General features: G+C 39.4%; 20 protein-coding genes. 10 read left to right on the top strand and 10 right to left on the bottom strand.

Annotation, left to right across the window (positions count from 1 at the left end; translation table 11 throughout):
- Nucleotides 1-101 precede the first annotated feature (101 nt).
- Nucleotides 102-1,916: a MutS-related protein gene (locus tag JN11_RS00600; protein WP_144908614.1), complete on the bottom strand. Its 1,815-nt coding sequence runs from the start codon at nt 1,914-1,916 to the stop codon at nt 102-104.
- A gap of 60 nt (nt 1,917-1,976) precedes the next feature.
- Between JN11_RS00600 and rlmH the strand changes: the two genes are divergently transcribed.
- From rlmH to JN11_RS00585, 3 genes are all read left to right on the top strand, one after another.
- A complete protein-coding gene (gene rlmH / locus JN11_RS00595; protein WP_144908612.1) occupies nt 1,977-2,450 on the top strand; it encodes a 23S rRNA (pseudouridine(1915)-N(3))-methyltransferase RlmH in 474 nt (157 codons plus the stop codon).
- Nucleotides 2,451-2,634: 184 nt separating this feature from the next.
- Nucleotides 2,635-3,561, top strand: a complete 927-nt coding sequence (locus JN11_RS00590) for an aspartyl/asparaginyl beta-hydroxylase domain-containing protein (protein ID WP_144908610.1) — start codon at nt 2,635-2,637, stop codon at nt 3,559-3,561.
- Nucleotides 3,562-3,607: 46 nt separating this feature from the next.
- On the top strand, nt 3,608-4,549 hold the full coding sequence (locus JN11_RS00585; RefSeq protein ID WP_144908608.1) for a cation diffusion facilitator family transporter: 942 nt from the start codon (nt 3,608-3,610) through the stop codon (nt 4,547-4,549).
- Nucleotides 4,550-4,654: 105 nt separating this feature from the next.
- Here the strand turns inward: JN11_RS00585 and JN11_RS00580 are convergent, their stop codons facing one another.
- Both JN11_RS00580 and JN11_RS00575 read right to left on the bottom strand, forming a co-directional pair.
- A complete protein-coding gene (locus JN11_RS00580) occupies nt 4,655-5,167 on the bottom strand; it encodes a DUF5606 family protein (RefSeq protein WP_144908606.1) in 513 nt (170 codons plus the stop codon).
- Between the two features lie 71 nt (nt 5,168-5,238).
- Nucleotides 5,239-5,676, bottom strand: a complete 438-nt coding sequence (locus JN11_RS00575; protein WP_144908604.1) for a peptidylprolyl isomerase — start codon at nt 5,674-5,676, stop codon at nt 5,239-5,241.
- A 238-nt stretch (nt 5,677-5,914) separates the two neighbouring features.
- Between JN11_RS00575 and JN11_RS00570 the strand changes: the two genes are divergently transcribed.
- A complete protein-coding gene (locus JN11_RS00570) occupies nt 5,915-7,096 on the top strand; it encodes an asparagine synthetase B (protein ID WP_144909626.1) in 1,182 nt (393 codons plus the stop codon).
- 60 nt (nt 7,097-7,156) lie between these two features.
- On the opposite strand, the gene JN11_RS00565 is transcribed toward JN11_RS00570, so the two are convergent.
- The 4 genes from JN11_RS00565 to JN11_RS00550 form a co-directional block, all read right to left on the bottom strand.
- Nucleotides 7,157-9,238, bottom strand: coding sequence for a putative porin (locus JN11_RS00565; RefSeq protein WP_144908602.1), 2,082 nt, complete (start codon nt 9,236-9,238; stop codon nt 7,157-7,159).
- Nucleotides 9,238-10,053, bottom strand: a complete 816-nt coding sequence (locus JN11_RS00560) for a purine-nucleoside phosphorylase (RefSeq protein WP_144908600.1) — start codon at nt 10,051-10,053, stop codon at nt 9,238-9,240. Before JN11_RS00560 ends, JN11_RS00565 begins: the two co-directional genes overlap by 1 nt.
- Nucleotides 10,037-11,137, bottom strand: a complete 1,101-nt coding sequence (gene lpxK, locus JN11_RS00555) for a tetraacyldisaccharide 4'-kinase (protein WP_144908598.1) — start codon at nt 11,135-11,137, stop codon at nt 10,037-10,039. The genes JN11_RS00560 and lpxK overlap by 17 nt, the downstream gene beginning before the upstream one ends.
- A gap of 100 nt (nt 11,138-11,237) precedes the next feature.
- Entirely contained in the window at nt 11,238-12,005 is a 768-nt protein-coding gene (locus JN11_RS00550) for a Type 1 glutamine amidotransferase-like domain-containing protein (RefSeq protein ID WP_144908596.1), read from the bottom strand.
- A 405-nt stretch (nt 12,006-12,410) separates the two neighbouring features.
- Between JN11_RS00550 and JN11_RS00545 the strand changes: the two genes are divergently transcribed.
- The 4 genes from JN11_RS00545 (at nt 12,411) to JN11_RS00530 (ending at nt 16,610) form a co-directional block, all read left to right on the top strand.
- Nucleotides 12,411-13,145, top strand: coding sequence for a hypothetical protein (locus tag JN11_RS00545; protein ID WP_144908594.1), 735 nt, complete (start codon nt 12,411-12,413; stop codon nt 13,143-13,145).
- Between the two features lie 46 nt (nt 13,146-13,191).
- Nucleotides 13,192-13,893, top strand: coding sequence for a PspA/IM30 family protein (locus JN11_RS00540; RefSeq protein WP_144908592.1), 702 nt, complete (start codon nt 13,192-13,194; stop codon nt 13,891-13,893).
- 167 nt (nt 13,894-14,060) lie between these two features.
- Nucleotides 14,061-14,813, top strand: coding sequence for a hypothetical protein (locus tag JN11_RS00535; protein ID WP_144908590.1), 753 nt, complete (start codon nt 14,061-14,063; stop codon nt 14,811-14,813).
- 177 nt (nt 14,814-14,990) lie between these two features.
- Nucleotides 14,991-16,610 carry an alpha/beta hydrolase-fold protein gene (locus tag JN11_RS00530; protein WP_144908588.1) on the top strand — a complete coding sequence of 540 codons (1,620 nt, stop codon included), beginning with the start codon at nt 14,991-14,993 and terminating at the stop codon, nt 16,608-16,610.
- Between the two features lie 98 nt (nt 16,611-16,708).
- On the opposite strand, the gene JN11_RS00525 is transcribed toward JN11_RS00530, so the two are convergent.
- The 3 genes from JN11_RS00525 to JN11_RS00515 form a co-directional block, all read right to left on the bottom strand.
- On the bottom strand, nt 16,709-19,135 hold the full coding sequence (locus JN11_RS00525) for an ABC transporter permease (RefSeq protein ID WP_144908586.1): 2,427 nt from the start codon (nt 19,133-19,135) through the stop codon (nt 16,709-16,711).
- Between the two features lie 96 nt (nt 19,136-19,231).
- Nucleotides 19,232-21,613 (bottom strand): ABC transporter permease, encoded by a 2,382-nt coding sequence (locus tag JN11_RS00520; RefSeq protein WP_144908585.1) that lies wholly within the window; start codon nt 21,611-21,613, stop codon nt 19,232-19,234.
- Nucleotides 21,614-21,628: 15 nt separating this feature from the next.
- Nucleotides 21,629-24,058, bottom strand: a complete 2,430-nt coding sequence (locus tag JN11_RS00515) for an ABC transporter permease (RefSeq protein ID WP_144908583.1) — start codon at nt 24,056-24,058, stop codon at nt 21,629-21,631.
- A 263-nt stretch (nt 24,059-24,321) separates the two neighbouring features.
- Here JN11_RS00515 and JN11_RS00510 point away from each other — a divergent pair, with 263 nt between their 5' ends.
- On the top strand, nt 24,322-25,230 hold the full coding sequence (locus tag JN11_RS00510; protein WP_144908581.1) for a serine hydrolase: 909 nt from the start codon (nt 24,322-24,324) through the stop codon (nt 25,228-25,230).
- Between the two features lie 43 nt (nt 25,231-25,273).
- Nucleotides 25,274-26,074 carry an alpha/beta fold hydrolase gene (locus JN11_RS00505; protein WP_144908579.1) on the top strand — a complete coding sequence of 267 codons (801 nt, stop codon included), beginning with the start codon at nt 25,274-25,276 and terminating at the stop codon, nt 26,072-26,074.
- Nucleotides 26,075-26,077 lie beyond the last annotated feature (3 nt).

Here is a 26,077-nt window from a genome sequence, read left to right as displayed (position 1 = left end):
ATGTCCATCTGTCTAATACCTAAAACCGGACGGATAGACAAACGGATAATTATTTAGTTTGATATGATCTATCAGGCTCTGATGATTTTATTCTTTGATTTCTATTCCTCCACATCAATCCCAATCTGCTTAAGCAGCAATGAAGCGTTGAAGGTTTTACACTCACCATGTTTAATCTTGTAATCAAACAGCATTTCGCCATCTTTTACTTTTATATCGAAATAAAAATTACGCACATAATCAGGATGAGCGGCTTCCAGTTCGGCAATCTGCAAATCGTGTGTTGCCACCATGCCTACTGCTTTCTTTTTAATGAGTTGCTCTATTACCGCTTTTGAGCCCCTGTATTTATCTACCGAGTTTGTACCCCGCAGCATCTCATCAATCAAAAAGAATACCTTATCGTCGCTTTCAACGGCCTTCAGTAATAACTGTAGCCTGTCAAGCTCAGCCTTAAAGGTTGAGGTACTTTCATTCAGCGAATCTTTAATACGCATGTAGGTAATAATGGTAATTACCGATACCTTCATTTCGCTGGCACAAACCGGGGCGCCGCAAAGGGCCAGCACTGTATTAATGCCTATGGTACGTAGAAAGGTACTTTTACCTGCCATGTTTGAGCCGGTGATAATATCGATCTTAAATGCGTTATCCAGCTCAAAATCATTATCAACACGTTTATCACCACTAATAAGCGGATGGGCCAGGTGCTTTGCTATGATGGTGTAGCCTTCCCCATCAGCAATTTGAGGTATGCACCAATCGTGGTTATTTATTTTTAAGCTTGCCAGGCTGATGATGGCTTCAAATTCAGCAACTACATCAAAGGCTGTTTCAAAACTTTGGTGGTTGTTTTTTTTCCAGTTTTCAATGGCTATTACCTGCCGTATATCCCACAAACAAAAAACATTAAGCACAAACTTCACCAATAAGTTAAGTCGATAATTTAGTTTATTTATCAGCAGCGAAAGCTGTTGTATTTTGTGAGAAACGTTATCCTTATCCCCTGTTTTTATTTTGGCCGATACTTCTTTTAAATAAGCCGACTGCCAGTCCTCTCCTTCAATACTTTTAAAGGCCAGTACAAAATGAGCCAGGGTTTTCCCAATCTTCCCGGCAATCAAATCTGTTTTATCTACAATTTCTGATCGTGACGAAACCAGGCGATAGTTGAATAACATTAACATCGGTACAAAGTAGCGTGCAGGCACATAAAATATAGCCGTAATAATGGCAACAAACACTAACCAGGGTGCAATCTTACTATACAGGCTGAGCCATTTTTCGTCTTTTAATTCAACGGGTATTTTTAAATATTCGAGCAGATTTTTGATTTGTTCGCGTTGCTGCTTCAGGGAAAATAGCAAGTGGGCCTGTATATCCAGCTTCCAATCGTTCTTATTGGCAATTTCACTAATCGCTTGCTGACGCAGTATAATTACATCCTTTTTAGCTGGAGCATTTAACCATCCGGCTAATTTAACCAAACCCGGAAAAGTAGCGCACCTGTTTACCAATTGAAACAAAGAGCCGTTGCCAAAAATATCCAGATCTGATGCGTAATAATGTTTTTCATTATTTACCATGGCTCCATTATTATACATATTGCCACGGCTTTCAATACTGGTTATTTCATTTTCATTTACCTTTTTTATGTCCTGATAATAAGCGCCGAGGGTTTCAAAATGATTTTGCTTTTTAATGAGCCAGCTAAAGCAAATAACTAAAACAGCTAGCGAGAAGCCTATAATTCCCACTTCATCAACAGCAATAGCAGCGCATATGGAAAGGATAAACAAGCCAAATGCCAACAGCCTGTACAATCCATAGTTATTAGCCATTTTTTTATATTTGTCGGCCTCTTGCTGGGCAAATGCTGCGGTTTGCTGATAAGTGTTGAGAATACTCGGTTCCATTTTAAATAAAAATCAGGCTAAATAAACGGATATATTTTAAATAAACATTTTATTTATTTCATGAAGATCACTTTTTTAACCGTTGGGAAAACTGAAGATGCTTATTTAAAAGATGGTATTGACAAATATGTTAAGCGCTTAAAGCATTATACTAAATTAGTGATCATTGATTTAGATGAATTAAAAAACACCAAAGCCCTAACCCGCGAACAACAAAAAGCCAAAGAAGCAGAACTGATCCTCAAAAAAATAACACCGCAGGATTATGTGGTACTCCTTGATGAAAAAGGGATGGAACTAAGCTCTGTAAAGTTTGCCGCTTACATTCAAAAAAAGGAGGTTGGTTCTGTAGCCAGCATGGTTTTTGTTGTTGGCGGCCCATATGGTTTTGATGAAACCGTTTATGACCGGGCAAATGATAAGCTGTCCTTATCGCCCATGACGTTTTCGCATCAAATGGTGCGTTTATTTTTTATTGAACAATTATACCGGGCTTATACCATAATGAAGGGTGAACCTTATCACCACGAGTAATTTTCGTCCGCAACTGTTCACTTGCCCTGTACTCCAAACCGGACGGACAAGACAAATAATAACCAACAAAATCATTGACCAAAAGCCACTATTAGTCAGCTTTTTGTAAAAAAAATCAGCGATTAACTTAATTTAACGATATTGGAGGCTTAATAATCCTATTTTTGGCAAAAAAAGGCGCAACATGCATCAAATTGTTACAGAACTAATATCGGTAAAATTCATTTTATTTTATATTCTCATCATTTCAACGGTTATAGTTCATTACCGTGGCAAGGTGCGCTTTCCATTTTTCAGGCAACTTACAGATCACTCTACCTTTATGGCTCCCATCAATATGCCCATGTATGCCTTTTCGGGAGTAGAGAATCAACCATACATAAGCCAGGAGCATTTTCCGCAGTTAAACCTGCTTAAAGACAACTGGCAAACCATACGCGACGAAGCTTTACAATTGGAGCGCGAAGAGCTGATAAAAGGATCAGACAAGTATAACGACATGGGTTTCAACTCGTTTTTCAGACGTGGATGGAAACGTTTTTATTTAAAATGGTATGATGATTTTCATCCATCAGCAAAAAAACACTGCCCGAAAACTATTGATTTACTTCAGCAGATTCCTAATGTTAAAGCAGCCATGTTTGCTGTTTTACCTGCCGGAAGCGAGTTGTTGATGCACCGCGATCCTTATGCCGGATCATTACGTTACCACCTGGGTTTAATAACCCCTAACTCTGAACTTTGCCACATTGTGGTTGATGGCCAGAGCTATGCCTGGAAAGATGGCGAGGACGTTATTTTCGACGAGACTTATATCCACTACGCTGAAAATAAAACAGATATAGACCGCATTATCCTGTTTTGTGATATTGAGAGACCGGTTAATACCATGTTTGGCCGTGCCTGGAATAAGTTCTTTGGCTGGTTCATTATGGCTGCAGCCGTATCACCAAACATGGGCGAAGATAAAACTGGTAATATTAACAAAGCGTTCAGATATGTATACTCTATCAGGCTGGTAGGTAAACGTATTAAAGCCTATAACCGTAACTTATATTATGCGGTTAAATATGCGTTAATGCTGCTTATTTTATATCTAATCTTCTTTTAATAGCGGTTTACTGTTATTGTTGGCGTAAATAATTAAATTTGCGCCTATGTCATCAGGTCACAGTCATTCGCACGATCATTCACATGCTCATGGTCATCATCACCATGATCATACCCCTAAGCTTGATCATTTAAATACTGCTTTTATAGTAGGTATTATCCTTAACTCAGCTTTTGTTGTTATAGAAGTGGTAGCCGGGTTATTCACTCATTCCCTATCCCTGTTAACCGATGCGGGCCATAACCTGAGTGATGTTGCAGGCCTGGCACTTGCTCTACTGGCATTTAAATTAACCAAGGTAAACGCAAACAGTCAGTACACCTATGGCTATAAAAGATCAACCATTATTGTATCTTTTTTTAACGCCCTTATTTTATTTGTTTCCGTAGGTTTTATTGGGTACGAAGCCATAATACGTTTCATCACACCCGAAAAGGTTGATGGTGGTACTATGGCATGGGTATCATTTATTGGTATTGGTATTAATGCTTTTACCGCCTGGCTATTTGTTAAGGATAAAGATACCGACCTGAATGTTAAAGGTGCTTACATGCACATGGCTATGGATGCCATCGTATCATTCGGGGTGGTAATTTCAGGTATCATCATTTATTTTACCAAGTATTACTGGATTGACAGCGTTGTGAGTTTAATTATAGCCATAGTAATATTAAGAGGCACCTGGAGCTTACTTAAAGACAGCCTGCGATTGGAAATGGATGGCGTACCCAAAGAAATGGACCTTGATAAAATTAAGGCCAGCTTATTAAAGGCCAAGGGGGTAGTTGATATCCACCACATGCACGTTTGGGCACTAAGCACCACCGAAAATGCACTAACCGCACATATTGTTATTGATCCAGAGTTTATTTCAACATTCGATAACATCAAGCACGATCTTCGTCACCGTTTAGAGCACCTGGATATTAGCCATAGCACCTTTGAACCCGAGTTTTCGGAAGAGGAATGTAAGCAGCAGGATTGTTAATTGGGAGACAGGTTTAAATCAAAAAGCAACCTCTAAACTTATTTGATCTGTATAGTTTAGAGATTGCTTAGTACCTCGCAACAACGCGTGGTGATAGTGATAATACTATTCAGCTTTTTTAGCGGCTGGCTTTTTAGCTTTCGCTTTAGGCTTTTCAGCGGTGGCTTCGGCTTCAACAGTTTCAGCAACCTTTACAGGCTCTTCGGTTACGGCAGGCTCTTCAGCAGCAACAGGCTCATCTTCATTAAATAAAGGAAGATCTTTCAGTACCTGGTACCAGCTGATAATTTTTTTCATATCAGAGGCATACACTTTCTCTTCATCATGATCCGGCGCTATTTCTCTGAAAAATTCGCGCATTTTCTTACCGTCTGCTTTTGTATCAGGTACAGATGAAGCATTCTTCATTTTTTCAAATACGTCTAACAGCTTAATATCTTCTTCTAAACCAAAAATGGTAATCTCGTTTAGCGCAGCCAGTTTAGCGGTAGAGATATTTGCTACCAGTTTAGTTTTTTGCGCATCAAGGCTCTCTAAAATATAGCCGGTTTTATTTTGAGCCAATGCTCTCCATAATCCTGGTTTTCCTGATACGGCAACAATTCCTAATAAATTCATCCTGTTTTGTTTTATGGCGAAGGCAAAGCAGTGAAGAGAGAATTACCGTTCACTGCTGTACCCTTAACTATTTAGTCTTCAATTACCTCAATGCTCAATATTTTATCGCCCTGGCGGATATCATCCACTACGTCAACATTTTCAACTACCTTACCAAATACGGTATGATTTCTGTCTAAATGTGCGGTATTGGCTCTGCTATGGCAGATAAAGAACTGTGAGCCACCAGTATTACGGCCAGCGTGAGCCATTGAAAGCACACCACGATCATGGTATTGGTTTTCGCCGGTTAATTCACAATCAATTTTGTAACCCGGGCCACCAGCACCTGTACCGGTTGGATCGCCACCCTGAATCATGAAATTAGGGATAACACGGTGAAAAATTACATTATTATAGAAGCCAGAACTTGCTAATTTTTTAAAGTTAGCAACGGTATTTGGGGCATCCTTATCGTAAAATTCTACGGTCATATCGCCCTTTTCAGTTTTGATAATTGCTTTGCTCATTTCTTTTTTTAAAATAGAGAGCAAAGGTAACAAAAAAGCAGAAAGGATAAAGGTGAAAGGCAAAAGGTTAGTTATCAATCAAAACTATTACATAATACCCTATTCAATTATTCGTTACATTTGGATAAATGTAGTTGCCCAAAAAGTGATCATCAGTAAAACAAAAATAAAATACCTTTTAGCTTTCGCTATTTACCTTTTACCCTTTATTACAAGGGCAGCATCCATATTAATCCCTATGGATGAAGAACAGAAAGATCATTTAAAATCGTACGGAATTGCCTTCTGGGTTTTAAAAAACGGCGAAGAAGTAAACTGGCTGCTTAACTATCGCGGTGGCAGCTTTATGATGAACTACGATAAAAAGATTGAGGATGAATGCAAAATCCGTGGCGTAAGCTATGAGGTTTTAGCCGATGCCAAGGTAAATGAGATTGTTACCGAAGTGAGCGACCCTTCTGTAAATATGGATATTGTAAAGCTGGAAAAAGCGCCTAAAATGGCCGTTTACTCACCCAAAAACAAACTTCCATGGGATGACGCCGTCACGCTGGTTTTAAAGTATGCCGAGATCCCGTATGATGTGGTTTATGATGAAGAAGTAATACGGGGCGATTTACCTAAATACGATTGGCTGCACCTGCATCACGAAGATTTTACAGGCCAGTACAGTAAATTTTATGGCGCTTTCAGGTACGCGCAATGGTATAACGATGATGTGAAGATACAGGAAGCTACGGCTCATAAACTGGGGTTTAAAAAGGTATCGCAAATGAAGCTGGCCGTTGCCCAAAATATCCGTGATTTTTGTGCCGGAGGAGGGTTCCTATTTGCTATGTGCTCGGGTACCGATACCTTTGATATAGCCTTGGCTGCTGCCAATACAGACATTTGCGAGGCGATGTTTGATGGAGATGCTGCCGACCCTGAAGCGCAATCAAAACTGGATTTCAGCCAGACCTTTGCTTTCCAGAATTTCACATTGGATATGAACCCACTTTCGCACCAGTTTAGCAATATTGATGTAACTTCAACCCGCCAGGTTGACCGCACACAAGACTTTTTTACTTTGTTTGATTTTTCGGCCAAGTGGGATGTAGTGCCCAGCATGCTAACACAGAATCACGATAAAGTAATAAAGGGTTTTATGGGATTAACCACTGCCTTTAATAAAAAGTTGCTTAAACCCGGAGTAACCATAATGGGCGAAATGAAATCAAACAATGAAGCGCGTTACATTCATGGCGAATATGGCAAGGGGCAATGGACCTTTTACGGCGGCCATGATCCGGAAGATTATCAGCACATTGTAGGCGATCCGCCAACTGATTTAAAGCTGCACCCTAACTCGCCCGGATACAGGCTGATCTTAAATAACGTACTTTTCCCTGCTGCAAGAAAGAAGAAACAGAAAACCTAACCTCCAGCTCCCTGAAGGGGAGTCGATTTTCAAGTTCCCCCTTCAGGGGGTTAGGGGGTCTTAATTATAGAATGACCAGGACACTCCTATTTTAAGCAAGTGATCCATCTGGGGATAACGGTTTACATTATAAAATCCGGGGCTAAACAATCCCTGATTGGCATAATCATACATAATAAAAAAGTTGGTGCGCTGCAAAGTGGCTTTAAAAAAGACACTTGCTATCGGATATGAAGAGAAGGTAACATTTGCACCGTTGTAAAATTGCCCTAAACCAACCGCGTATGAAGGAGCCACATATTCCGAATTATAACGCACATCTATACCCAGATTTGAATATAGTACGTGAAACAGGAACATTTTATAATACAAACTGGTGTAGCTATAAAATTGAGGCGTACGCAAAGTTGCCTGATAATCTGTTTTTTGATAAACTAAAAATTCATCCAGGTGCCATCTGCGCCAGGCTATACTTTTGCCTAAACTAACTTTAAGCAGATTGATATCAGAATTTAATTGGGTTGGTGTTGCATCAATTCCATTAGGTTGCGATGCAAAATACAGGTAATCATTTATCAAAAAGTATTCAGCTTTCAAATCCAATTTCAATAAATCATTAATGTAGTGAAAGGATACACTATTAGTTTTTTGATTGTTGAATTTATCGTGAAATATAAAGTGGTTTGATATCCAATCAGTATACACTAATGGAGGCGAGCTGCTTTGTGTGTATCCTTCAAATATTATTCGGCCTGCCTTTTGGCCGCCAGCGAGTAAAACTTTGGCATCGTACAAAAAATCGCCGGCATCCCTGCCCTGGGCAATTTGTTGAAAATCGCCTTCCAAACCTATTTTGTCACTAAACTTGTAACTAAACTTTGCCTTAAGCGTAATATCCTGAAAGGAAGCATCCTGAACCTTTGTGGACTGAATAACCTTATTACCATATTGATTTAATGCAGTATCAGCAACGTATTGGGTATAATGATAATAGTCTTCAGCCAAACCTAAATCAAGCTTTACTTCATTTTTAACAAACTTTACCGATTTACTCCGGAGGTAAAAACTATAGGAAAATTCATTTTGCACATGCTGCACCGTGAGCGAATCGCGCGAGTAATTGGATGCATAATAATAATCGGGGAATACATTATAAGTATCAGCCTCGTTTTGTAAAAAATTATACTTGCGGGTATTATAATTAAGGGTATAGCTAACACGCTGGGTGGGCAATATATTTTCATTACCCGATCCTTTTTTGGTACTGTCTATCCTGCCTATGTAATAAAACTGTTTTACATAAAGTCCAGCTTGTTTCCAGTTTTCATAGGTACTGGCCAAACGTACGGGCTCTGATGTTTTGTCGATTGACCCGGTTTTAAAGATAGAGTCATTTTGAATGGAACCAGTTTCGGGAGCTTTTAAATTATTATAAAGTAAATTGGCTAACAGGTTATATCGTTTGTTTTTTGATTCGTACCATGCAAAGGCGCCCGCATTTACATCACTAACATTTTGTAATAACAGTTGCTGACTATAAGTTCCATGCGAACCAATAAAATTAAGATTAAAACCAACGTTTAACCGTGGGTTGACATTTTGGGTATGTAATAATTTAAATATCTGATCTGTTAAACCACCATACATATTGGTATAACCAACACGGGCGCGATAATAATTAATATCTTCAGGATTCAACAGATAAGCATCCAATGTATGCAAACCCGCATCAAATCCAATGGTACGCGATGGTGTAAATAATAAATCCCGTTCATCCAAACCTAAGTTGCCCAAACCTATTTTAGGGCTCCTGGGCTGACTAAGTGCTCCATAATTTTCAAAATTTATAATGCCAGTATCCAAGCGCAGCAATTGTGTGCTGTCTCTCAATAACCTTTCATTAGTTACCCTTATAAATTTTGAGTTAAATACAACAGTATCTTTTTTCTTATCCTGCTTCTTCCTCAATGAATCCAGCTCCTGATCGGCAGTAAGTACCTTTTGGGTGGTTGTATCCCTTAAATTAGGCTTTTGCCCCGAAGTACTATATTGACCATTAGAATTGGAAGATGATTGCGCAAAAACTGCCTGTGTAAAAACACAGAACAATATAATCAGTAAGTATTTTATTTTGTCAGGCATTAAAAACCGGCTATCAATTCTTTAAGTATCATTGTCATTTTAGGCTCGGCTTCAGCAGCCACAGCCAATATTTCCTCTACAGAAACAGGGGTTAATACCTCTCCAAAACCCTCATCCGTTAATACGGATATTGCAAATACGGGTAAGCCCATATGGTTCGCCACAATCACTTCCGGAACGGTACTCATCCCAACAGCATCACCACCTATTATCCGCAAATATTTATATTCAGCTTTGGTTTCAAGGTTAGGACCTGTAACAGCAACATAAACTCCCTTGTGGCATATTATATTGTTTGCCTTTGCAATTTCTAGTGCTTTAGCTGTCAGCACGCGTTTATAAGGCTCACTCATATCCGGAAAGCGCGGACCAAGAGCCTCTTCGTTTCTCCCAATCAGCGGGTTATGAGGTTGCAAATTGATATGATCTTCAATTATCATCAAATCACCCTTTTTAAAATCAGGATTTAATGATCCGCTTGCGTTTGATACAAATAGCGTTTTTATACCCAGCATTTTCAAAACTCTTACCGGAAACGTAATCTGTTGCATGCTATAACCTTCATAATAATGAAGTCTGCCCTGCATAGCCACTACTTTTTTACCAGCCAGCATTCCGAAAATCAGTTTACCCGAGTGAAATTCCAATGTGGAGATCGGAAAATCAGGAATATTGGAGTACATCAATTGTTTTTCAACTTCAATTTCACGTACCAGGCCCCCAAGACCTGTTCCTAATATAATTCCTACTTCAGGTTCAAAATCGCCTATCCGGCTTTTTATGTATGCTGTGGTTTTTTCAATACTCTCTAACATAATCAATAATTAGCTGATCAAATTTATGATCGTCATCATTTAAAAATACGGTTCTTATAGGGATCACACAAACAGGTATTTTTTCATCCTTATTAAACCATGATTCCTGTAAACGCTGTGCATCCTTTTCTGTTGTAATAATTACTTTTTTCTGTGATGTGCAGGCTTTAAACTCATCAGCAAGTTTAGTGATATTTTTTAAAGTAAAGGGATGATGATCCGGATATTTATGATGAATAATATCTGTAGTTACCGTATTTAAATACTTAATAAGTGGTGTAGCATTGGCAATACCGGTGAGCAAAAACACGGTTGTATCGCTATCTATTACTGTATCCACCGGCAATCCTGCCAAATCTTCCAGCTGCTGATATTCTATTTTCGAAAAAAATAAGCTCTGGTAAGGCAATGGTTTAATCCTCTCAGCAATAGTCACCTGTTCTGAAGCACTCAACTGTGCAGGACACTTTGTTATTACGATGATCTGCGAGCGCCACCTGCCGCTGAAAGGTTCACGAAGATTACCTGCAGGCAGCACAAAGTGCGGTTCATTAATACGATTATAATCGAACAATAAAATACTTAATCCTGGTTCAACTGCGCGGTGCTGGTAAGCATCGTCCAAAATAATTAAATCATGATCAGGTAATAGCCGTTTAAGTCCTTCTACCCTTTTCTCGCAAACGGCAACAGTAATTTCCGGAAACTTGTGTTTGAATTGTGCAGGTTCGTCCCCTACAAGGTCAGCTAATTGATGATGAGAATCATCCAACCCACTTTGCACTGTGCCACCTGGTACACCTGGCATACCCTTAAATAAAGCAGCAACCAGGTACCCTTTTGTTTTACGGCCATAGCCCCTGCTCAGGGTTGCCAGCTTATAATTATCTTTTAGCAAACGGATAAGATATTCAGTCATAGGGCTTTTACCCGCACCACCAACATCCAGGTTACCAACCGATACTACAGGTTTTTCAAATTTATGGCTCTTAAATATCCCGGCATCATAAAACCAGTTGCGGATAATTACCACCAGGCCATAAAGCAATGAAAACGGCAATAAAAGCCAGCGAAAGTATTTCATAAATCGCTGTAAAGATAGGAAAACAGTTTAACAGAGATTGCCGGTTCATCGATTTATGGAAACCGACGGCCTTACTAAATGCTGATAAACAGGATTTAAATTATTTGATGATCTGTGTAACCGGCAAAAGCTTTTCATCAATCTGTCCGTTTACAACTGATACATAGTAAGCATTGCTTTTATCATCAATGGCAACAGTTCGCACATATTGTTCATTCTCAAATACTATCCCGGCCTTATCATCAATGGCATAGCCTGCTGATAGTCTTCCCTGTAAAATATTATCAAAATAAAGCGGCTTACGCAATGGCTCGCTATGGTAATGCGGACAGTGGCTGGTTTGAATAAATCCAAGGCATTTTACAATAGATAGGTCTTTAGGTCTTGAATCGGTCGTACCTCCCTGAAACCAGCATAAAGAACCGGCACTTCCTCCACCTAATATAATACCCTTGTTGTATGCTTTTTTTAACACGGTATCGATGCCCTGGGCTTTCCATATGGCCATCATATTTAGGGTATTGCCACCACCAACAATAATAGCGTCCATGCTCAGCAGGTTTTCTTCAAAGCTTTTTGAGTCAGTAGATGAAGCAACAAAAGCTCTTTGTACGTAAGGACGCATCGGTAAACCTTCGCAGGCAGAGTACCAGCTATTAATGGTATTGGCATTATCACCTGTTGCTGTTGGCAAAAAGCATATTTTAGGATTATCTTTTTTAGTTAGGGTAATTACATAACTCATAAACTGCTTGGTAAAACCACCACCATAGGCAAAAATAGTTCTTGTGGCTGTACCCTGTGTCCCTTGACCCATACCTGCAAAACAAATAGATGTTAGTAAAATAACAAAACAAATCCTTCTCATCTTTATTAAATAATTCTCAGTTTATAATTGGTTATCCTGATGAAAGTTATCGCAACTTTTAAAACAAGGCTGTAAATATATAAAACCACTTTAATAACCTGTTAACCTGACATTACTTATCAAAAAACTTCATTATTCTTAAACATCTGTTGCATTTCTCTTAACAATTCCTGATTTTTTTTGAAATATTCGGATGGGTTTAAACCGATATTTTCCTCATCAGATGGTAATGGCATAGTTTAAGCCACCATCTTATTTAATTACACAACGGCTTTTGTAACATCCTGCTACCAGTTGCATCTAAATACTACAATCAGAACAATAAGCAACCTTGCAATAAAAAACAATCAATAAGTTCTGTGTTATCATTAACAACTTTTATAAATTTACTCAGGATTAAATACGATGAAAAAGATATTTATAGTACTCTCTGCCGTAGCAATACTTGCTGCCGGTTGCACGCAAAACCCGCCGCAACAAAATAATGTAACTATTGAAAGCAACAACGCTCCTGCAGGCTTTGATGTAAACAAACTAGCTCAGTTGGTTAAAACCAGCACTGACCCGCAAACGCTTGAAAAAGCCATTAACGATCCTAATAATCATGTAAGCAACCTCGATTTGGATAAAGACGGGAACATTGATTATTTGAAAGTGGAAGAGCCATCTCAAAACAGGCTAAACGTAGTTGATGATGTAAGTGATGCCGACTCTGTAACTATTGCACACATTAAGGTAGATCCCACCCAAAACAATACTGCCGATTTAAGTGTACAGGGCAACCCTAATTATGTGGGCAATGATAATTACTATCATTCCTCATTTTCACTTACTGATTTCCTGCTACTCAGTTACCTGATGCGCCCGCACGCTTATTATATGCCGATGTACCATTACGGCTATTATCCGTCATATTATACACGTACACGCACTTATACTACTTTCAGGCCAACAACTTCATCGGCTATGTCTACCAGAAGTTCACGTAGCAGTTTAAGTTCACCATCACGTTCACAACGTTCATTCAGTACCCGTAGCCCATCAACTGTGCGTAGTGGTGGCTTTGGTCATAGCAGTTCATCATCATCTGGCAGGTCGAGTTTTGGGCGCAGCCGTGGTGGTTTTGGCCGCAGAAGATAATTTTAATAAACAGACAATTAATTTTAAGCATCTAACATTTTATAATATGAGCATATTTGACAGGTTATTCCGCATTGGCAAAGCCGAAGCTAATGCCGCAGTAGATAAATTAGAAGATCCGGCTAAAATGGCCGACCAGATACTTCGCGAATTAAGAGAAAATTATCAGCAAGCCATACAGGGCGAGGCCGAAATTAAAGCGCTTGCTCTGCAACATCGCGCAAGCGAATTGCAATACCGCAATAGTGCCGATGATTGGGAAAAGAAAACCAATGAACTGCTTGATCGTATTGAAACCAAACAGCTTGACGAGGTTAAAGGCAATGAACTGGCTGCCAAAGCTGCCGAGGCACACCAAAAAGCAGCAATTGAAGCAGATCAGTTTGCTAAAATGGCCGAAAAAGAAGAAAGTGCTGTAGCAGTGATGGACCTCAAAATAAAACAAATTAAGGATCAGATAACCGACACAGAAAACCGTGCAAAATTGATTCAATCGCGTGCTAAAACAGCTGAGGTTTCTGAAAAAATCAACAAAACGCTTTCAAATGTCGATACCGATGGCTTAATGGCAACCTTAAACCGTATGGACGAAAAAGCATCGGCACAAGAATTCCGTGCTGCTGCTTATGCGCAAATTGAAGATTCAACCCTGTCAACCGAGCAGGAAATCAATAAAGCTTTAGGTGTAGGTTCATCATCAAACGCATTGGAAGCTATTAAAGCTAAACGCACCAAATTGTTAAATTAACCCTTCACCACGCGTCATTGCGAGGTACGAAGCAATCTCTACACAGGACAATAAAAGCCCTTGATGATTTGTAAAGCATAAAGATTGCTTCGTACCTCGCAATGACGGGTAGGTTATTGCTTTTTTTTAGATAGGAAGTAACTATCCACAAAACCATTCAATCCCCCATGTTTTTAACAGACGATAATAAAAAATCATTTAAGGCCATCATCCTTTTAAATGAGATGATTAATGGCCAGCATCATTTTCAAACGGTTGCCAATGGCGATGATAGTGTACTGGAACCGCTGTTCATTGAGCTGATGTCAAAAGGCTATGTACAAACCAGCGGACTAAACTACCAGGTTACCACAAAAGGACAAGATGTATTTAATACCTTCATGAAACGGTATACAGAATACTTAAAAGTATATGACATTTTCTCTTATGTAGATCTGGAAAAAGGTGAATTTGCTTTTGCCCGTTATTTTGATTTTGAAAGTGATGATGCCTGGGCCGATTTTACAAATGACGAACGCTTTGATGATCTCCGTATTGCAGTAGCCCTTTTTAAGAAAATTGATCCTGCCGAAATAGTATTTATGTCGTTTATTAATGAAAACAGGTTCGACACTGCCTCAAATGGTTGGCAGATGGACCTGGTATCTGATAATGAATGGAGCGAAATTGAAGAAATCTGCAAAACAGCAATCAAGCCCGAAGAAGTTGGCGAAGATCCCATGGTTGATATGATTAATCAAGGTTCAGAGCTGATGATTAAGCTGCTGGAAGAAGAGCAAAAACAAAACCAAAACGATAACAATTATAATAATAACGGAACTGAAACTATTGTAGAGGAAGAAACCGTTGAATATTATGAGCCCTATTACGATCCTTACTATGTTTCGCCAATTTGGCTTTTACCATTGTTTTTGTGGTAAAAACAAATGATAACATTTAATTAAAGAAGGTGTGGCCAATTAAAGGTTCACACCTTTTTCTTTTCGCTTAACATTCATGTAACAAAGCTGTTTGGCTTCTTATTAAATGAAAAAATCACGGTAAATTGCTTAAGATAAGCCAATCATCTTTTTTAATCATTAATAATTTGCTGTTATATGAAATTAAAATCACTCCTCATTTCGTTTCTTTTATCAGGCCTGACAAACGCTTTTTCCCAGCAAAAAGCAGAAAATATTGCCGGAGCAAAAGGAAAACTCCAGTTTAAAATATCCTTTTCATCCGCAACCGACGCAAAACCATTAACAGGCCGTATGTTCCTGGTAATTTCGCATGCAGATACCATTGAACCACGACTGCAAGTTGGCCGATATGGCACACAGTTTTTTGGTGTCGACTTTGAAAAGCTGCAACCGGCACAGGAAATAACAGTGGATGGTTCAATACTGGGATACCCGGTAAACGATCTTAAAGATATTCCTACCGGCGATTACTATGTACAAGCAGTATTAAGCAAATACACAGAATTTAAACGATCTGACGGACACACCTTATGGATGCACATGGACCAATGGGAAGGGCAGGATTGGCGCCGTTCACCGGGCAACCTCTATAGTAAAGTGCAAAAAATTTCTATTAATCAAAATCATACCCAATCCATCAAATTACTGGTTGACCAAGTAATACCACCTATTCCAGTTCCTGCCGATACCAAATGGGTAAAGCATATTAAAATTAAGAGTGAAATACTCAGCAAATTTTGGGGACAGCCAATTTATATTGGAGCAACCATCTTGTTACCGAAAGGCTATGATGAAAACCCTGATAAACACTATCCTACGGTTTACGAGGAGGGGCATTTCTCGCTGGCCCCGCCATTCAGGTTTAGGGAAAGTGATCAGAGTGAATTTTATAAAGATTGGACATCCGATGGATTTCCTGCATTTATTGCCATAACCTTGCAGCATCCTACCCCTTATTTCGACGATTCGTATGCCGTAAATACGGTAAATAACGGTCCTTATGGTGATGCTATCCACCAGGAACTGATACCCGAAATAGAAAAACAGTTTCGCTGCATCAGGGAAGGTTATGCCCGTTTATTAACCGGAGGCTCAACCGGTGGCTGGGAATCATTTGCGTTGCAGGTTTTGTATCCTGAGTTTTACGGCGGTACATGGTCATTCTCACCAGACCCGCTTGATTTTCATAATGTAGAGGGCATTAATGTTTATGAAGATAAAAACGCCTTTTATAAAGAGTTTGAATGGTATAAAACACCTACCATCAATACCCGTTTCTGGCAAACCGGAGATGTGCGCCTCACCTCAAAACAACGCATTACCATGGAACTGGTTAATGGCACAAAAGGACGTTCGGGCGGTCAGCTGGATATTTGGAGCGCCGTTTACGGACCTATTGGAAGCGACGGCTATTTTAAACCACTTTTTAATGAGGAAACCGGTGTGATGGATACTTCTGTAGCCTGTTACTGGAAAGAGAATTTTGACATGCGTTACTATCTCGAAAAAAACTGGACAACTGTAGGCCCCAAATTAGTGGGCAAACTGCATGTATTTGCTGGCCGCATGGATGATTTCTTTTTGAACTTCGGCGTTTACCATATGGAAGATTTTTTAATCAAAACTACCAATCCTTACTATGGAGGCTCGTTTACTTATGGCGAACGAGGCGGCCATGGCTGGCGGCCTTATTCAAGTGGTCAACTACTCCGCGAAATGGATGCTTATCTGAAAAAGGTGCATCCTGATAATTAATTAAACTCATTATCTGAATCAGAATTGCCAAATTTAGATTCAATTCTGATTCAGATAATTTTACTGTCACCGCTCATAAAAACTGCTACTTCCTTGCTCTACTCGCTCCGCAAAGCTTTAATAGGGTTCGCAACAGCCGCCTTAATAGATTGAAAACTCACCGTAAACAAGGCTATAAAAATAGCAACAACGCCCGCTAAGGCAAATATCCACCAACTTATAGTAATGCGGTAATTAAAATCCTCCAGCCATTTATTCATGGTCCACCAGGCAATTGGCGAAGCAATGATGATGGCAAGCACCACCAGCTTTACAAAATCAAAAGATAATAGTTTGGTAATACTTTGCACGCTTGCACCCAATACTTTTCTGATCCCGATTTCTTTGCTTCGTTGCTCTGCCATAAAGGCTGCTAAAGCGAATAAACCTAAACAGGCAATCACGACAGCCAGAATAGCAAAACTGGTAAATATATGACCCATCCGCTGCACATCATCATACATTTTATTAAAGCGATCATCGAGAAAAGAATAACGGATGGGCTGCGATGGGGCCAAATCCTTCCACACAGATGAAATTTCCGCGATAGTGTTTGGTATGTTTCCGCCATTTATTTTTACCGAAACAATAGAAGGGCTGATGCCTTTGAAAAGCGCTAACGCACCAATAGGTTGCCTTAACGATTCAAAATTAAAATCCTTTACTACGCCAATAATTCTCATCACATCACTCCCATGAGTAATTGCCTTACCTACAGGATTTTTGATGTTGAGTTTTTTCACCATAGTCTCGTTAACGATAACACCACCATTATTTCCATCAGGCGAAAAGTTTACCCCGTCCAAAAGCTTTATGCCAAACGTTTTTAGGTAATCCTCGTCAATTACCCAAAACTGAGAATCTACACCGGTTTCAACTTTTGATTTTCCTTCGTTCCAAAGGGTATTACCATTGCGTTTAGTATCGGCAACAGGCAGATAATCGCTGATAGAAACACTTTTAACTGACGATAGCTTCAGCAGATCCTGCTTAAGATTTTTAACGCCATTATCGCCCAGTGTATTGGTACCCTGCAGCACAACAACCTGATCTTTATTATAACCCAGGTTTTTGTTAAGGATATACTTCATTTGGTTGTAAATAACAAAAGTGCTGATGATAAGTATAATGGAAGCCGTAAACTGGAATACCACCAGGCTATTACGAAGAACAGAGCTTTTGCTACCGTTACTTATTGACCCTTTAAGCACACTTGCAGGCTTAAAGGATGAAAGATAAAATGCGGGGTAAATGCCGGCCACTATGCCTACTATAAATGCCGCTACAAGTATAACCGGTATAAACCACAGTGCCAGCCAGGGTATGGTTAATGTTTTTGAAGCCAGCACATTAAAATATGGCAATAACGCCCAGGCCAGCAGTATACCAATCATAAATGAAATAACACTGTAAAGTAATGACTCTGTAAGAAATTGATTAATTAATCCTCCACGGGTTGAGCCAACAACTTTTCTTAACCCAACCTCCTTAGCACGATTAGCCGATTTAGCTGTAGAAAGGTTAACGAAATTGATGCAGGCAATGGTTAAAATAAATAATGCCACAGCTCCAAAAAGCCAGATAAAACGGATGTCACCATGCTGAAATTCGTCCTGCACATCGTATGTTAAATGAACATCGCTGATTGGCTGCAACTTAAATGATAATTGTTGCAATAATTTTGCGGCATCTTTAAAACTGATACTAAGCAATGCAGGCAAAAAATAATTTTTTTCGATGTCAGCGGTTATTTTTTTATTCAGTTGCTCAATATTTGTTCCTGGCTTCAGCAGCACATAGTCGGGGTAATTACTGGCATTCCAGTTGGTTTGCTCGCCTTTGTAAAATTCAACCCCTTTCAGGGTAAGCAGAAAATCAAATTGCAGATGCGATGTTTTTGGGAAATTTTCCATCACTCCCCCAATTCTATAAGGTTTGGTTTGATCATTATTCAGATACATTACCTTACCAACCGGATTTTGACCAGGGAAATACTTATCCGCTTTGCGTTTGGATATCACCATGGTATTAGGTTCTGAAAGTGCATGTTCCCTTTCTCCATAAACCATTGGCAGCTTTAAAATATTCAACAGATCCTCATCGGCATAAGTGAACCCTTCTTCATGCGTATTCTCTACCTGGTCGGCACGCCTCAACTCATTGTTTCCGGCTCCGGGGAAAAGTGAATTTGGCATTAAACGCGCGGATTTTTCTATCTCCGGAAAATCAGCTTTTAACGCATTTGAAATTGGTGCAGGGTAATCATCACCTTTTTCAACTTTTCCATCATGTGTATAATATTCAACCAACCTGTAAATACGATTGGTATCCGGGTAAGATTGATCATAGCTCAACTCATCTTTAATATAAAGCCCTATCAATATACAGGCGGCAATACTTAATGCAAAACCACCAATCTTAATTGCCGCATACATCCGTTGTTTGCGCAATTGCCTTACCGCAATTTTTAAATAGTTTTTTATCATGATGTTAGTTCATTAGTTCACTTGTTTATTGGTTCATCAGGCATCCTCAGATCATAGTTAGAAAAGCTAATCTCTGATCTCCCACCTCTCTATGTATTACTCCGTCTTCAAACTCTTCACTGGGTTGGCCAATGCCGCTTTTATGGCCTGTGAGCTTATGGTAACCAGCGTAATAACAATTGCCATAACTGCCGAAATGATAAACACACCCGGGCCAATGCTTATATGATAATCATACTTCTGCAGCCATTTTTGCAAAAAGTAAAACGCTAAAGGCGAAGCAATAACACAGCTAAGCATCACCAGCAAAATAAAATCTTTAGATAATAATACCCATACCTGGGCTACGGTGGCACCTAGTACTTTTCTTATACCTATTTCTTTGGTGCGCTGTTCGGCAACAAAGGCAGCAAGTCCGAATAAACCGAGGCATGAAATAAATATGGCCAACCCGGCAAAAACTCCCGACAGCTTACCTACAAGTACTTCCTGACTAAACTTGCTGTTATAATCCAGGTCAACAAAACGGTAATCATAAGGATAAGCTGGATTATATGTATTAAAGATGGAACTCAGCTTTTGAACTGCAGCATGAGTGTTTACATTGGGCGATAACTGATATATTAAATTAAAATTGGCGCTGTTGGCGCTAAAAGTAAACATCGTTGGGTCTGCATCGCTATAGGGCGAGTTCATCAGCGCATTTTTCACAATGCCAATTATCCGAAATTGCTGCCCTCCCCATGTGATGATCTGGTTTACAGGATTGGCAAGCCTTAGCCTTTTGATGGCGGCTTCGTTAAATATAACATTGTTGGTATCGGCCTTCGAGCCGGATACAAAGTCCCTGCCTGATTGTATTTGCATCCCTAAGGTTTTAAAATAATCATCTGATACTGTTATGTTGCCCATTTCCACTGTTTCGCCCGGCCGTTTTCCAGGAAACTTATCCAGATCCGTATGCGACCAAACCGTTGTTGCAGGGCTGGTTGATGTAGTAATGGCTGTTACTACACCGCTTTGCAAAAGGTCGTGTCTTAGGGCATCATAGTTATGGGCAAGATCTGAATTTACCTCAGTAGTCATTAAACGGCTGATCTGGTAACCTATCGGCCTGTCTTTAGCATATTGAATTTGCCTGTAAATAATAACCGTACTGATAATTAAAGCGATAGAGCAGCTAAACTGTGTTACTACCAATATTTTACGTGATATGGTTGCTGATTTACCGCCTTGTATGGTGCCTTTTAATACCTTAACCGGATTAAATGAAGAAAGATAAAACGCTGGCCTACTACCGGCCAACAAGGCTGTAAATAATACACAAGCCGTCATAACTATCCAAAATACCGGGCTACCATATGGAATAGAAATTACTGTACCTGTAAGCGAGTTAAATGCTGGTAGGGCCAGTTGTACAAACAATACAGAAAATAAGAAAGCGATAAAAGTAATCAGAGCCGACTCAATCAGGAATTGAAAAATTAAATCGTTTCGCCTTGAGCCGATTGCTTTGCGCACGCCTACCTCCCTCGCCCGTTTCTCTGATCGGGCGGTAGAAAGATTAATAAAGTTGATACAGGCAATCAATAAAACAAGCGTACCAATAAGGGTAAAAATGCGTACATAATCAATAAATCCGCTGATAGCTTTCCCGTTCTTAAAATCATTGTAAAGGTGCCATTTGAGCATAGGATACAAAATCACATTGGAGTTTATTGCATTGAGGTTATTGGTTTCACCTTTTTCTATGTTTTGTATTTTGGCTGATACAGCTGCAAAAGAAGTACCGGGTTTTAGTTCCGTATAAATCGCGAAGCTATTATTACCAAAGCTCCCGGTGCGCGCCCGTTTTACATAGCCTTGTGTTGCCTCATAATAACTAAAAGGGATAACGTATTTAAATTGAAAGGTTGAATTAGCAGGAAGATCATTTATAACACCGGTAACCTTTAAATTGTCGCGATTATCAACCCTCACAACCTTATTGATCACGTCGGTACTTCCAAACAAGGCTTTTGCTGTTGATTCAGTAAGCACAATAGAAAAAGGGTCTTTTAATGCAACATTGGCATTCCCACTAATAAATGGATAAGGAAACATTTTCAGAAAATCGCCTCCGACCTGTATACCATAAAGGTAAAATTTTTTATTGCCAACCATAAGGCCATGAGCACCTTGTCCGTCAGTTTCGGCAACGTGGTCAAATTCAGGAATGTTATTGCGCAACGCATCTGCCAGTTTCAATGAGGTAGATGAAAAGGTTAGCGTATCACCATTGCTATTAAAATTGCGCATTACCTGGTAAAGCCGTCCGTTATTAGGCAAAAACTGATCATACGAATATTGGTAATTAACCCACAAGGCAATTAACAAAGCAACGGCCATACCTGTAGCCAGGCCGATAATATTAAGTGCGCTGTAAACCTTGTTGTTAATGATATTACGCCACGCAATTTTTAAATAATTTTTTATCATAGTTGGTTCAGACAATTATTCTGTTTTCAAACTTTTTACCGGATTAGCCAGCGCTGCTCTAATTGCCTGGGTGCTTACGGTTAGTACGGCTATTAAAACGGCCATCACTCCCGCTAAGGCAAACATCCACCAGCTCAATGATATGCGATAGGCAAAGGCTTCCAACCACTTGCTCATGCCGTACCAGGCCATTGGTGTGGCAATTACAAATGAAACACCTACCAGTATTAAAAAATCTTTTGATAACAGGGATACCAAACCCGATACACTAGCCCCCAATACCTTGCGGATCCCTATTTCCTTATTGCGTTGTTCAGCACTAAAGGCAGCTAATCCAAATAAACCAAGACATGATATCAGTATAGCTATTATAGTAAACGAATTAATAATATTTGATAAGGTAATTTCTGTTTCATACTGTTTTTGCACCTCGCTATCCATAAACGAATATTCAAATGGAACCGATGGTAGGTCTTTATGCCATATTGCCCCAATTTGCGTTAGCAACGCCTTATAATCCTTTGAATTGGTTGATACGATAATGCTCGACATATCGCCTGCATTGCCGTCATATTCTACCATAAAGGGTCGCACTGCATCATGTAGTGAGTTATAATTAAAATCATTCATCACCCCTACCACCGTAACAAAGGTTAGCGGACCATTGCCAAATTGCGAATAAAGCCTGGCTCCGGGAGCAGTTTGCGCATTTAGGTTAAGCCTTTTAGCCAACGTGGTGTTGATAATTACCTTGTTCGAATCACCGGGTATAAAATCTCTGCCGCTCAATAATTTTATACCATAAGCTTTTATAAAATATTGATCGCTGGCAATATTCTGTGCATCTATTGCCGTAGCCATATTACCACCAGCCGGGTAAACGCCATGATCATGCATTACAAATTGGCTCAGGTAATTATCTGCGCTATTAACCGCTTTTACTCCGGCAATCTGCCTTAAATCATTTGCCAGTGCAGGCATTTGCTTTTGTGCATCATCAGTATAAAAATTAAAGATAACTTTCTGGTTCTTATCAAAACCGAGGTCCTTGTTTTTGATGAAACTAAGCTGGCTGTAAATAATGATAATACACGTTATCATTACAATAGAAACCACAAACTGGATAATCACCAATATTTTACGGATACCTATTGCCGAAATCCTACTATTAAAATTGCCTTTTATAACTTTTATAGCTTCAAAAGCCGACAAATAGAACGCAGGGTAGCTGCCCGCTACCAGACCTGTTACCACTATTAGCGCAGTAAGTATCAACCATAAACGGTAGTCAGCAAAAAACGACAGCCGGATATCCGCGTGAGTAATATCATTAAAGTAAGGAAGCACAATCCATAGCAAAGGCAAAGCAATAATTACCCCGATAAAAGATAGTATAAACGACTCGCCCAAAAACTGCTTAATCAAATCATATTTACCTGCTCCCACAACCTTACGTACTCCAACTTCTTTGGCTCTTTTTGAAGCGCGTGCCGTAGACAGATTCATGAAATTGATACAGGCAATAACTTGAATAAGCACCGCAATTAATACTAAAATCAATAGGAACGATGGATTAGCTGTTTTGGTAGGTTCAATATCAAAACCTGCTGTAGTGTGAATAGATGTAACGGGCTGTAAATGCAACTCTTTTTGCATTCCCAATTGCTTTAATTTTTGAGATGCATATTTAAGTAAAAATGCAGGCAGTTTTTTTTCAAGTGTTTTGGGATCTGCACCGGGTCGTAATTTCACATATGTAAAAAGAAAATTATTACCGGCCCACTCATTATCATTTGCAATAGAAACACCGGTACTGCTGCTTTTCATAGTGATAAACATATTGGCATGTAAATGCGATTTGCCCAGGCTTTCATCCACTACCCCTGTTACTTTAAAATCATGCTTTCCGTAGGCGTCATTAATATTTATCATTTTCCCTACAGCATTCTCGCTACCAAAAAGCTTATCAGCCGTGGTTTTTAGTAAAACAACAGAATATGGATCATCTAAAGCGTGCGTGGCATGCCCCTCCACAAAATTGTAGTTGAACATATCAAAAAAGGTAGAGTCAACCAGATAGGCCTCACTTTCATAAAACGACTTCTCTTTATATCGCAGCAAATGTTCTTTTGCACCCAACTTATCCACTTCTACTACCCTTGTAACGTTTTGCACTTCCGGGAAATCTTTTTTTAGGGCAGGTGCAATCGGTGGCGACGAAGTTGCGCTGTGATGTTTGTCGCCAGATAAAACAAGGTCGGTTGTAAGCCTGTAGATATTTTTTACAGAATTATGCTGCTTATCATAACTGTACTGATCCTGTACATAAAGCAAAATGTACAGGCAACATAAAGTACCTGTAGCCAATCCGAAAATATTGATAAAGCTGAAAGTTTTATTTTTTAATAAAAACCGGAAAGCCGTTTTAAGATAACTTTTTAACATAGCAATGGGTATTAACTGGTAAAGCGTATTGATAAAACAAGGTAAGGCGAACCAACAAGATGCCAAACAAACAAACAATTGAATATCATTTAGTTAAACAAAATCAAACTAAATAACGTGTTCGTTTTCGATACAATGAATGTACGGTAATGAAAGCTTGATCTAACTAATAAAAAATAAACTTTTAAGTGATACTTCAGAATTCAATCAGTTTCAATATTTAAATTGCTTTCATACTTTAGGTAGTTCAAAACCAATAAATAATGAAGTATAAATTTTTAGTCTTTATTTTATTACTCTCTTCCGCTTGTTTTGCCCAAATCGATAAAAAGCTCACTGTTAAACTACAGGAAGCCATAAAAGGATTTGACGGACAGGTGGGCATCTATGTACAAAATCTTAAGACGGGTAAAACAGTTACCATTAATGCCGATACCCTTTTCCCAACCGCCAGTATGATAAAAGTAAGCATTCAGTGCGGGTTAATGGATAAGATTGAAAAAGGTGAGATACAATACAACCAAAAACTGGTTTACCGCGATTCATTACTTTATAAAGGCGAAGATATTTTAGGCTCATTTAAAGATGGAGACACCATTGAGGTGAGTAAGGTAGCTATGCTGATGATTACCATGAGCGACAACACAGCCAGCTTATGGCTGCAAAAGCTGGTTGGCGGTGAGTACATTAACAACTGGCTGGATCAGAATGGGTTTAAGGTGATGCGGGTAAACTCCAGGGTTCTGGGGCGCGAAGCTATCCGTGCCAAATATGGATGGGGGGTTACTACACCTTATGAAATGTGCCGACTGTTCACGATGATTCGCCAGGGGAAAGCTGTAAGTGCCGCAGCAAGTGAGCGCATGAGCCGTAATATGGGCAGGATATTTTGGGACAATAAAGCGCTTTCACAAATCCCTCCTTATATTCAAACCATATCCAAACAAGGCGCTGTTGATGCTTCCAAATCAGAAACGGTACTGGTGAATGCGCCACATGGCGGGTATGTGTTTTCTATCATCACCAATAACAATAAAGATCAGCGCTGGACTACCGATAATGAAGCGGATATATTAATTAGAAAAATATCTGCGTTATTATGGCATTACTATGAACCAAAAAGTGATTGGAAACCTGCAGAAGGAATAGAAAAATACATGAAGGATGAATAACGGAAAACGGCCTGGAAGAGTAGATTTAAATGTAATTTACAGCATGAAAAAAAGCTTAACAGTGATTGGCATTTTACTGATGATAACTACCCACCTTTTTGCCCAAAAGGCTGAAGGTAATTATTTTACATCATTCGACAGTACAAAAATCTATTATGAAGTTAAGGGTGATGGTTACCCGGTAATATTGATCCACGGCTTTTCGGGAACCGGGCAGGGATGGAAGAGTTGCGCAGTTTATGGAGATCTGCTGAAAGCAGGCTATAAGGTGATATTGATTGATCAGCGTGGGAACGGTAACTCTGACAAACCTCATAACGAATTGGCTTATGCAAACGATGCCGAAGCAAAAGACATTATGGGGTTAATGAGCAGCCTGAACATTAAGCATTACGATGCTTTAGGATATTCCCGTGGCTCCATTATACTTTCCCGATTGTTAGTGCTGGATAAAAGGATCCATAAAGCCATAATGGGTGGCATGGGCGATGCATACACCAATCCTGATTGGCCACGCAGGGTACATGCCTACAAAGCCTTAATGGGCGATACTACCTTACATGATGTAGATGGTATGGTAAAATACATTCACAGCCAGCATTTTGATGAACTATCATTGGCCTATCAACAAAAATATCAACCATCAACAAGCATAAAAGAACTGGCTGCTGTAAAAAAGCCGGTTTTAATTATCCGGGGAACTGAAGATAAAGAAAATGGCTCCGAAATAGGATTAAATAAACTTATCCTTCATTCCGAACTTACTTATGTTCCGGGTAATCACAATACAGCTATTAGAACTTCTGAATTTTCAGCCGCTGTTTTGAAATTTATTGGTGATTGATAA

This window comes from Mucilaginibacter frigoritolerans (assembly GCF_007830615.1).
Taxonomy (GTDB): Bacteria; Bacteroidota; Bacteroidia; order Sphingobacteriales; family Sphingobacteriaceae; genus Mucilaginibacter; species Mucilaginibacter frigoritolerans.
The sequence above is the reverse complement of the archived record's forward strand: the minus strand, read 5'-3'. Positions and strand labels throughout refer to the sequence as shown.

Bases quoted from the DNA above. Each gene is read 5' to 3' on its own strand.
- JN11_RS00600 (WP_144908614.1), bottom strand. From the start codon at position 1,916: ATGGAACCGAGTATTCTCAACACTTATCAGCAAACCGCAGCATTTGCC.
- rlmH (WP_144908612.1), top strand. From the start codon at position 1,977: ATGAAGATCACTTTTTTAACCGTTGGGAAAACTGAAGATGCTTATTTA.
- JN11_RS00590 (WP_144908610.1), top strand. From the start codon at position 2,635: ATGCATCAAATTGTTACAGAACTAATATCGGTAAAATTCATTTTATTT.
- JN11_RS00585 (WP_144908608.1), top strand. From the start codon at position 3,608: ATGTCATCAGGTCACAGTCATTCGCACGATCATTCACATGCTCATGGT.
- JN11_RS00580 (WP_144908606.1), bottom strand. From the start codon at position 5,167: ATGAATTTATTAGGAATTGTTGCCGTATCAGGAAAACCAGGATTATGG.
- JN11_RS00575 (WP_144908604.1), bottom strand. From the start codon at position 5,676: ATGAGCAAAGCAATTATCAAAACTGAAAAGGGCGATATGACCGTAGAA.
- JN11_RS00570 (WP_144909626.1), top strand. From the start codon at position 5,915: ATGGATGAAGAACAGAAAGATCATTTAAAATCGTACGGAATTGCCTTC.
- JN11_RS00565 (WP_144908602.1), bottom strand. From the start codon at position 9,238: ATGCCTGACAAAATAAAATACTTACTGATTATATTGTTCTGTGTTTTT.
- JN11_RS00560 (WP_144908600.1), bottom strand. From the start codon at position 10,053: ATGTTAGAGAGTATTGAAAAAACCACAGCATACATAAAAAGCCGGATA.
- lpxK (WP_144908598.1), bottom strand. From the start codon at position 11,137: ATGAAATACTTTCGCTGGCTTTTATTGCCGTTTTCATTGCTTTATGGC.
- JN11_RS00550 (WP_144908596.1), bottom strand. From the start codon at position 12,005: ATGAGAAGGATTTGTTTTGTTATTTTACTAACATCTATTTGTTTTGCA.
- JN11_RS00545 (WP_144908594.1), top strand. From the start codon at position 12,411: ATGAAAAAGATATTTATAGTACTCTCTGCCGTAGCAATACTTGCTGCC.
- JN11_RS00540 (WP_144908592.1), top strand. From the start codon at position 13,192: ATGAGCATATTTGACAGGTTATTCCGCATTGGCAAAGCCGAAGCTAAT.
- JN11_RS00535 (WP_144908590.1), top strand. From the start codon at position 14,061: ATGTTTTTAACAGACGATAATAAAAAATCATTTAAGGCCATCATCCTT.
- JN11_RS00530 (WP_144908588.1), top strand. From the start codon at position 14,991: ATGAAATTAAAATCACTCCTCATTTCGTTTCTTTTATCAGGCCTGACA.
- JN11_RS00525 (WP_144908586.1), bottom strand. From the start codon at position 19,135: ATGATAAAAAACTATTTAAAAATTGCGGTAAGGCAATTGCGCAAACAA.
- JN11_RS00520 (WP_144908585.1), bottom strand. From the start codon at position 21,613: ATGATAAAAAATTATTTAAAAATTGCGTGGCGTAATATCATTAACAAC.
- JN11_RS00515 (WP_144908583.1), bottom strand. From the start codon at position 24,058: ATGTTAAAAAGTTATCTTAAAACGGCTTTCCGGTTTTTATTAAAAAAT.
- JN11_RS00510 (WP_144908581.1), top strand. From the start codon at position 24,322: ATGAAGTATAAATTTTTAGTCTTTATTTTATTACTCTCTTCCGCTTGT.
- JN11_RS00505 (WP_144908579.1), top strand. From the start codon at position 25,274: ATGAAAAAAAGCTTAACAGTGATTGGCATTTTACTGATGATAACTACC.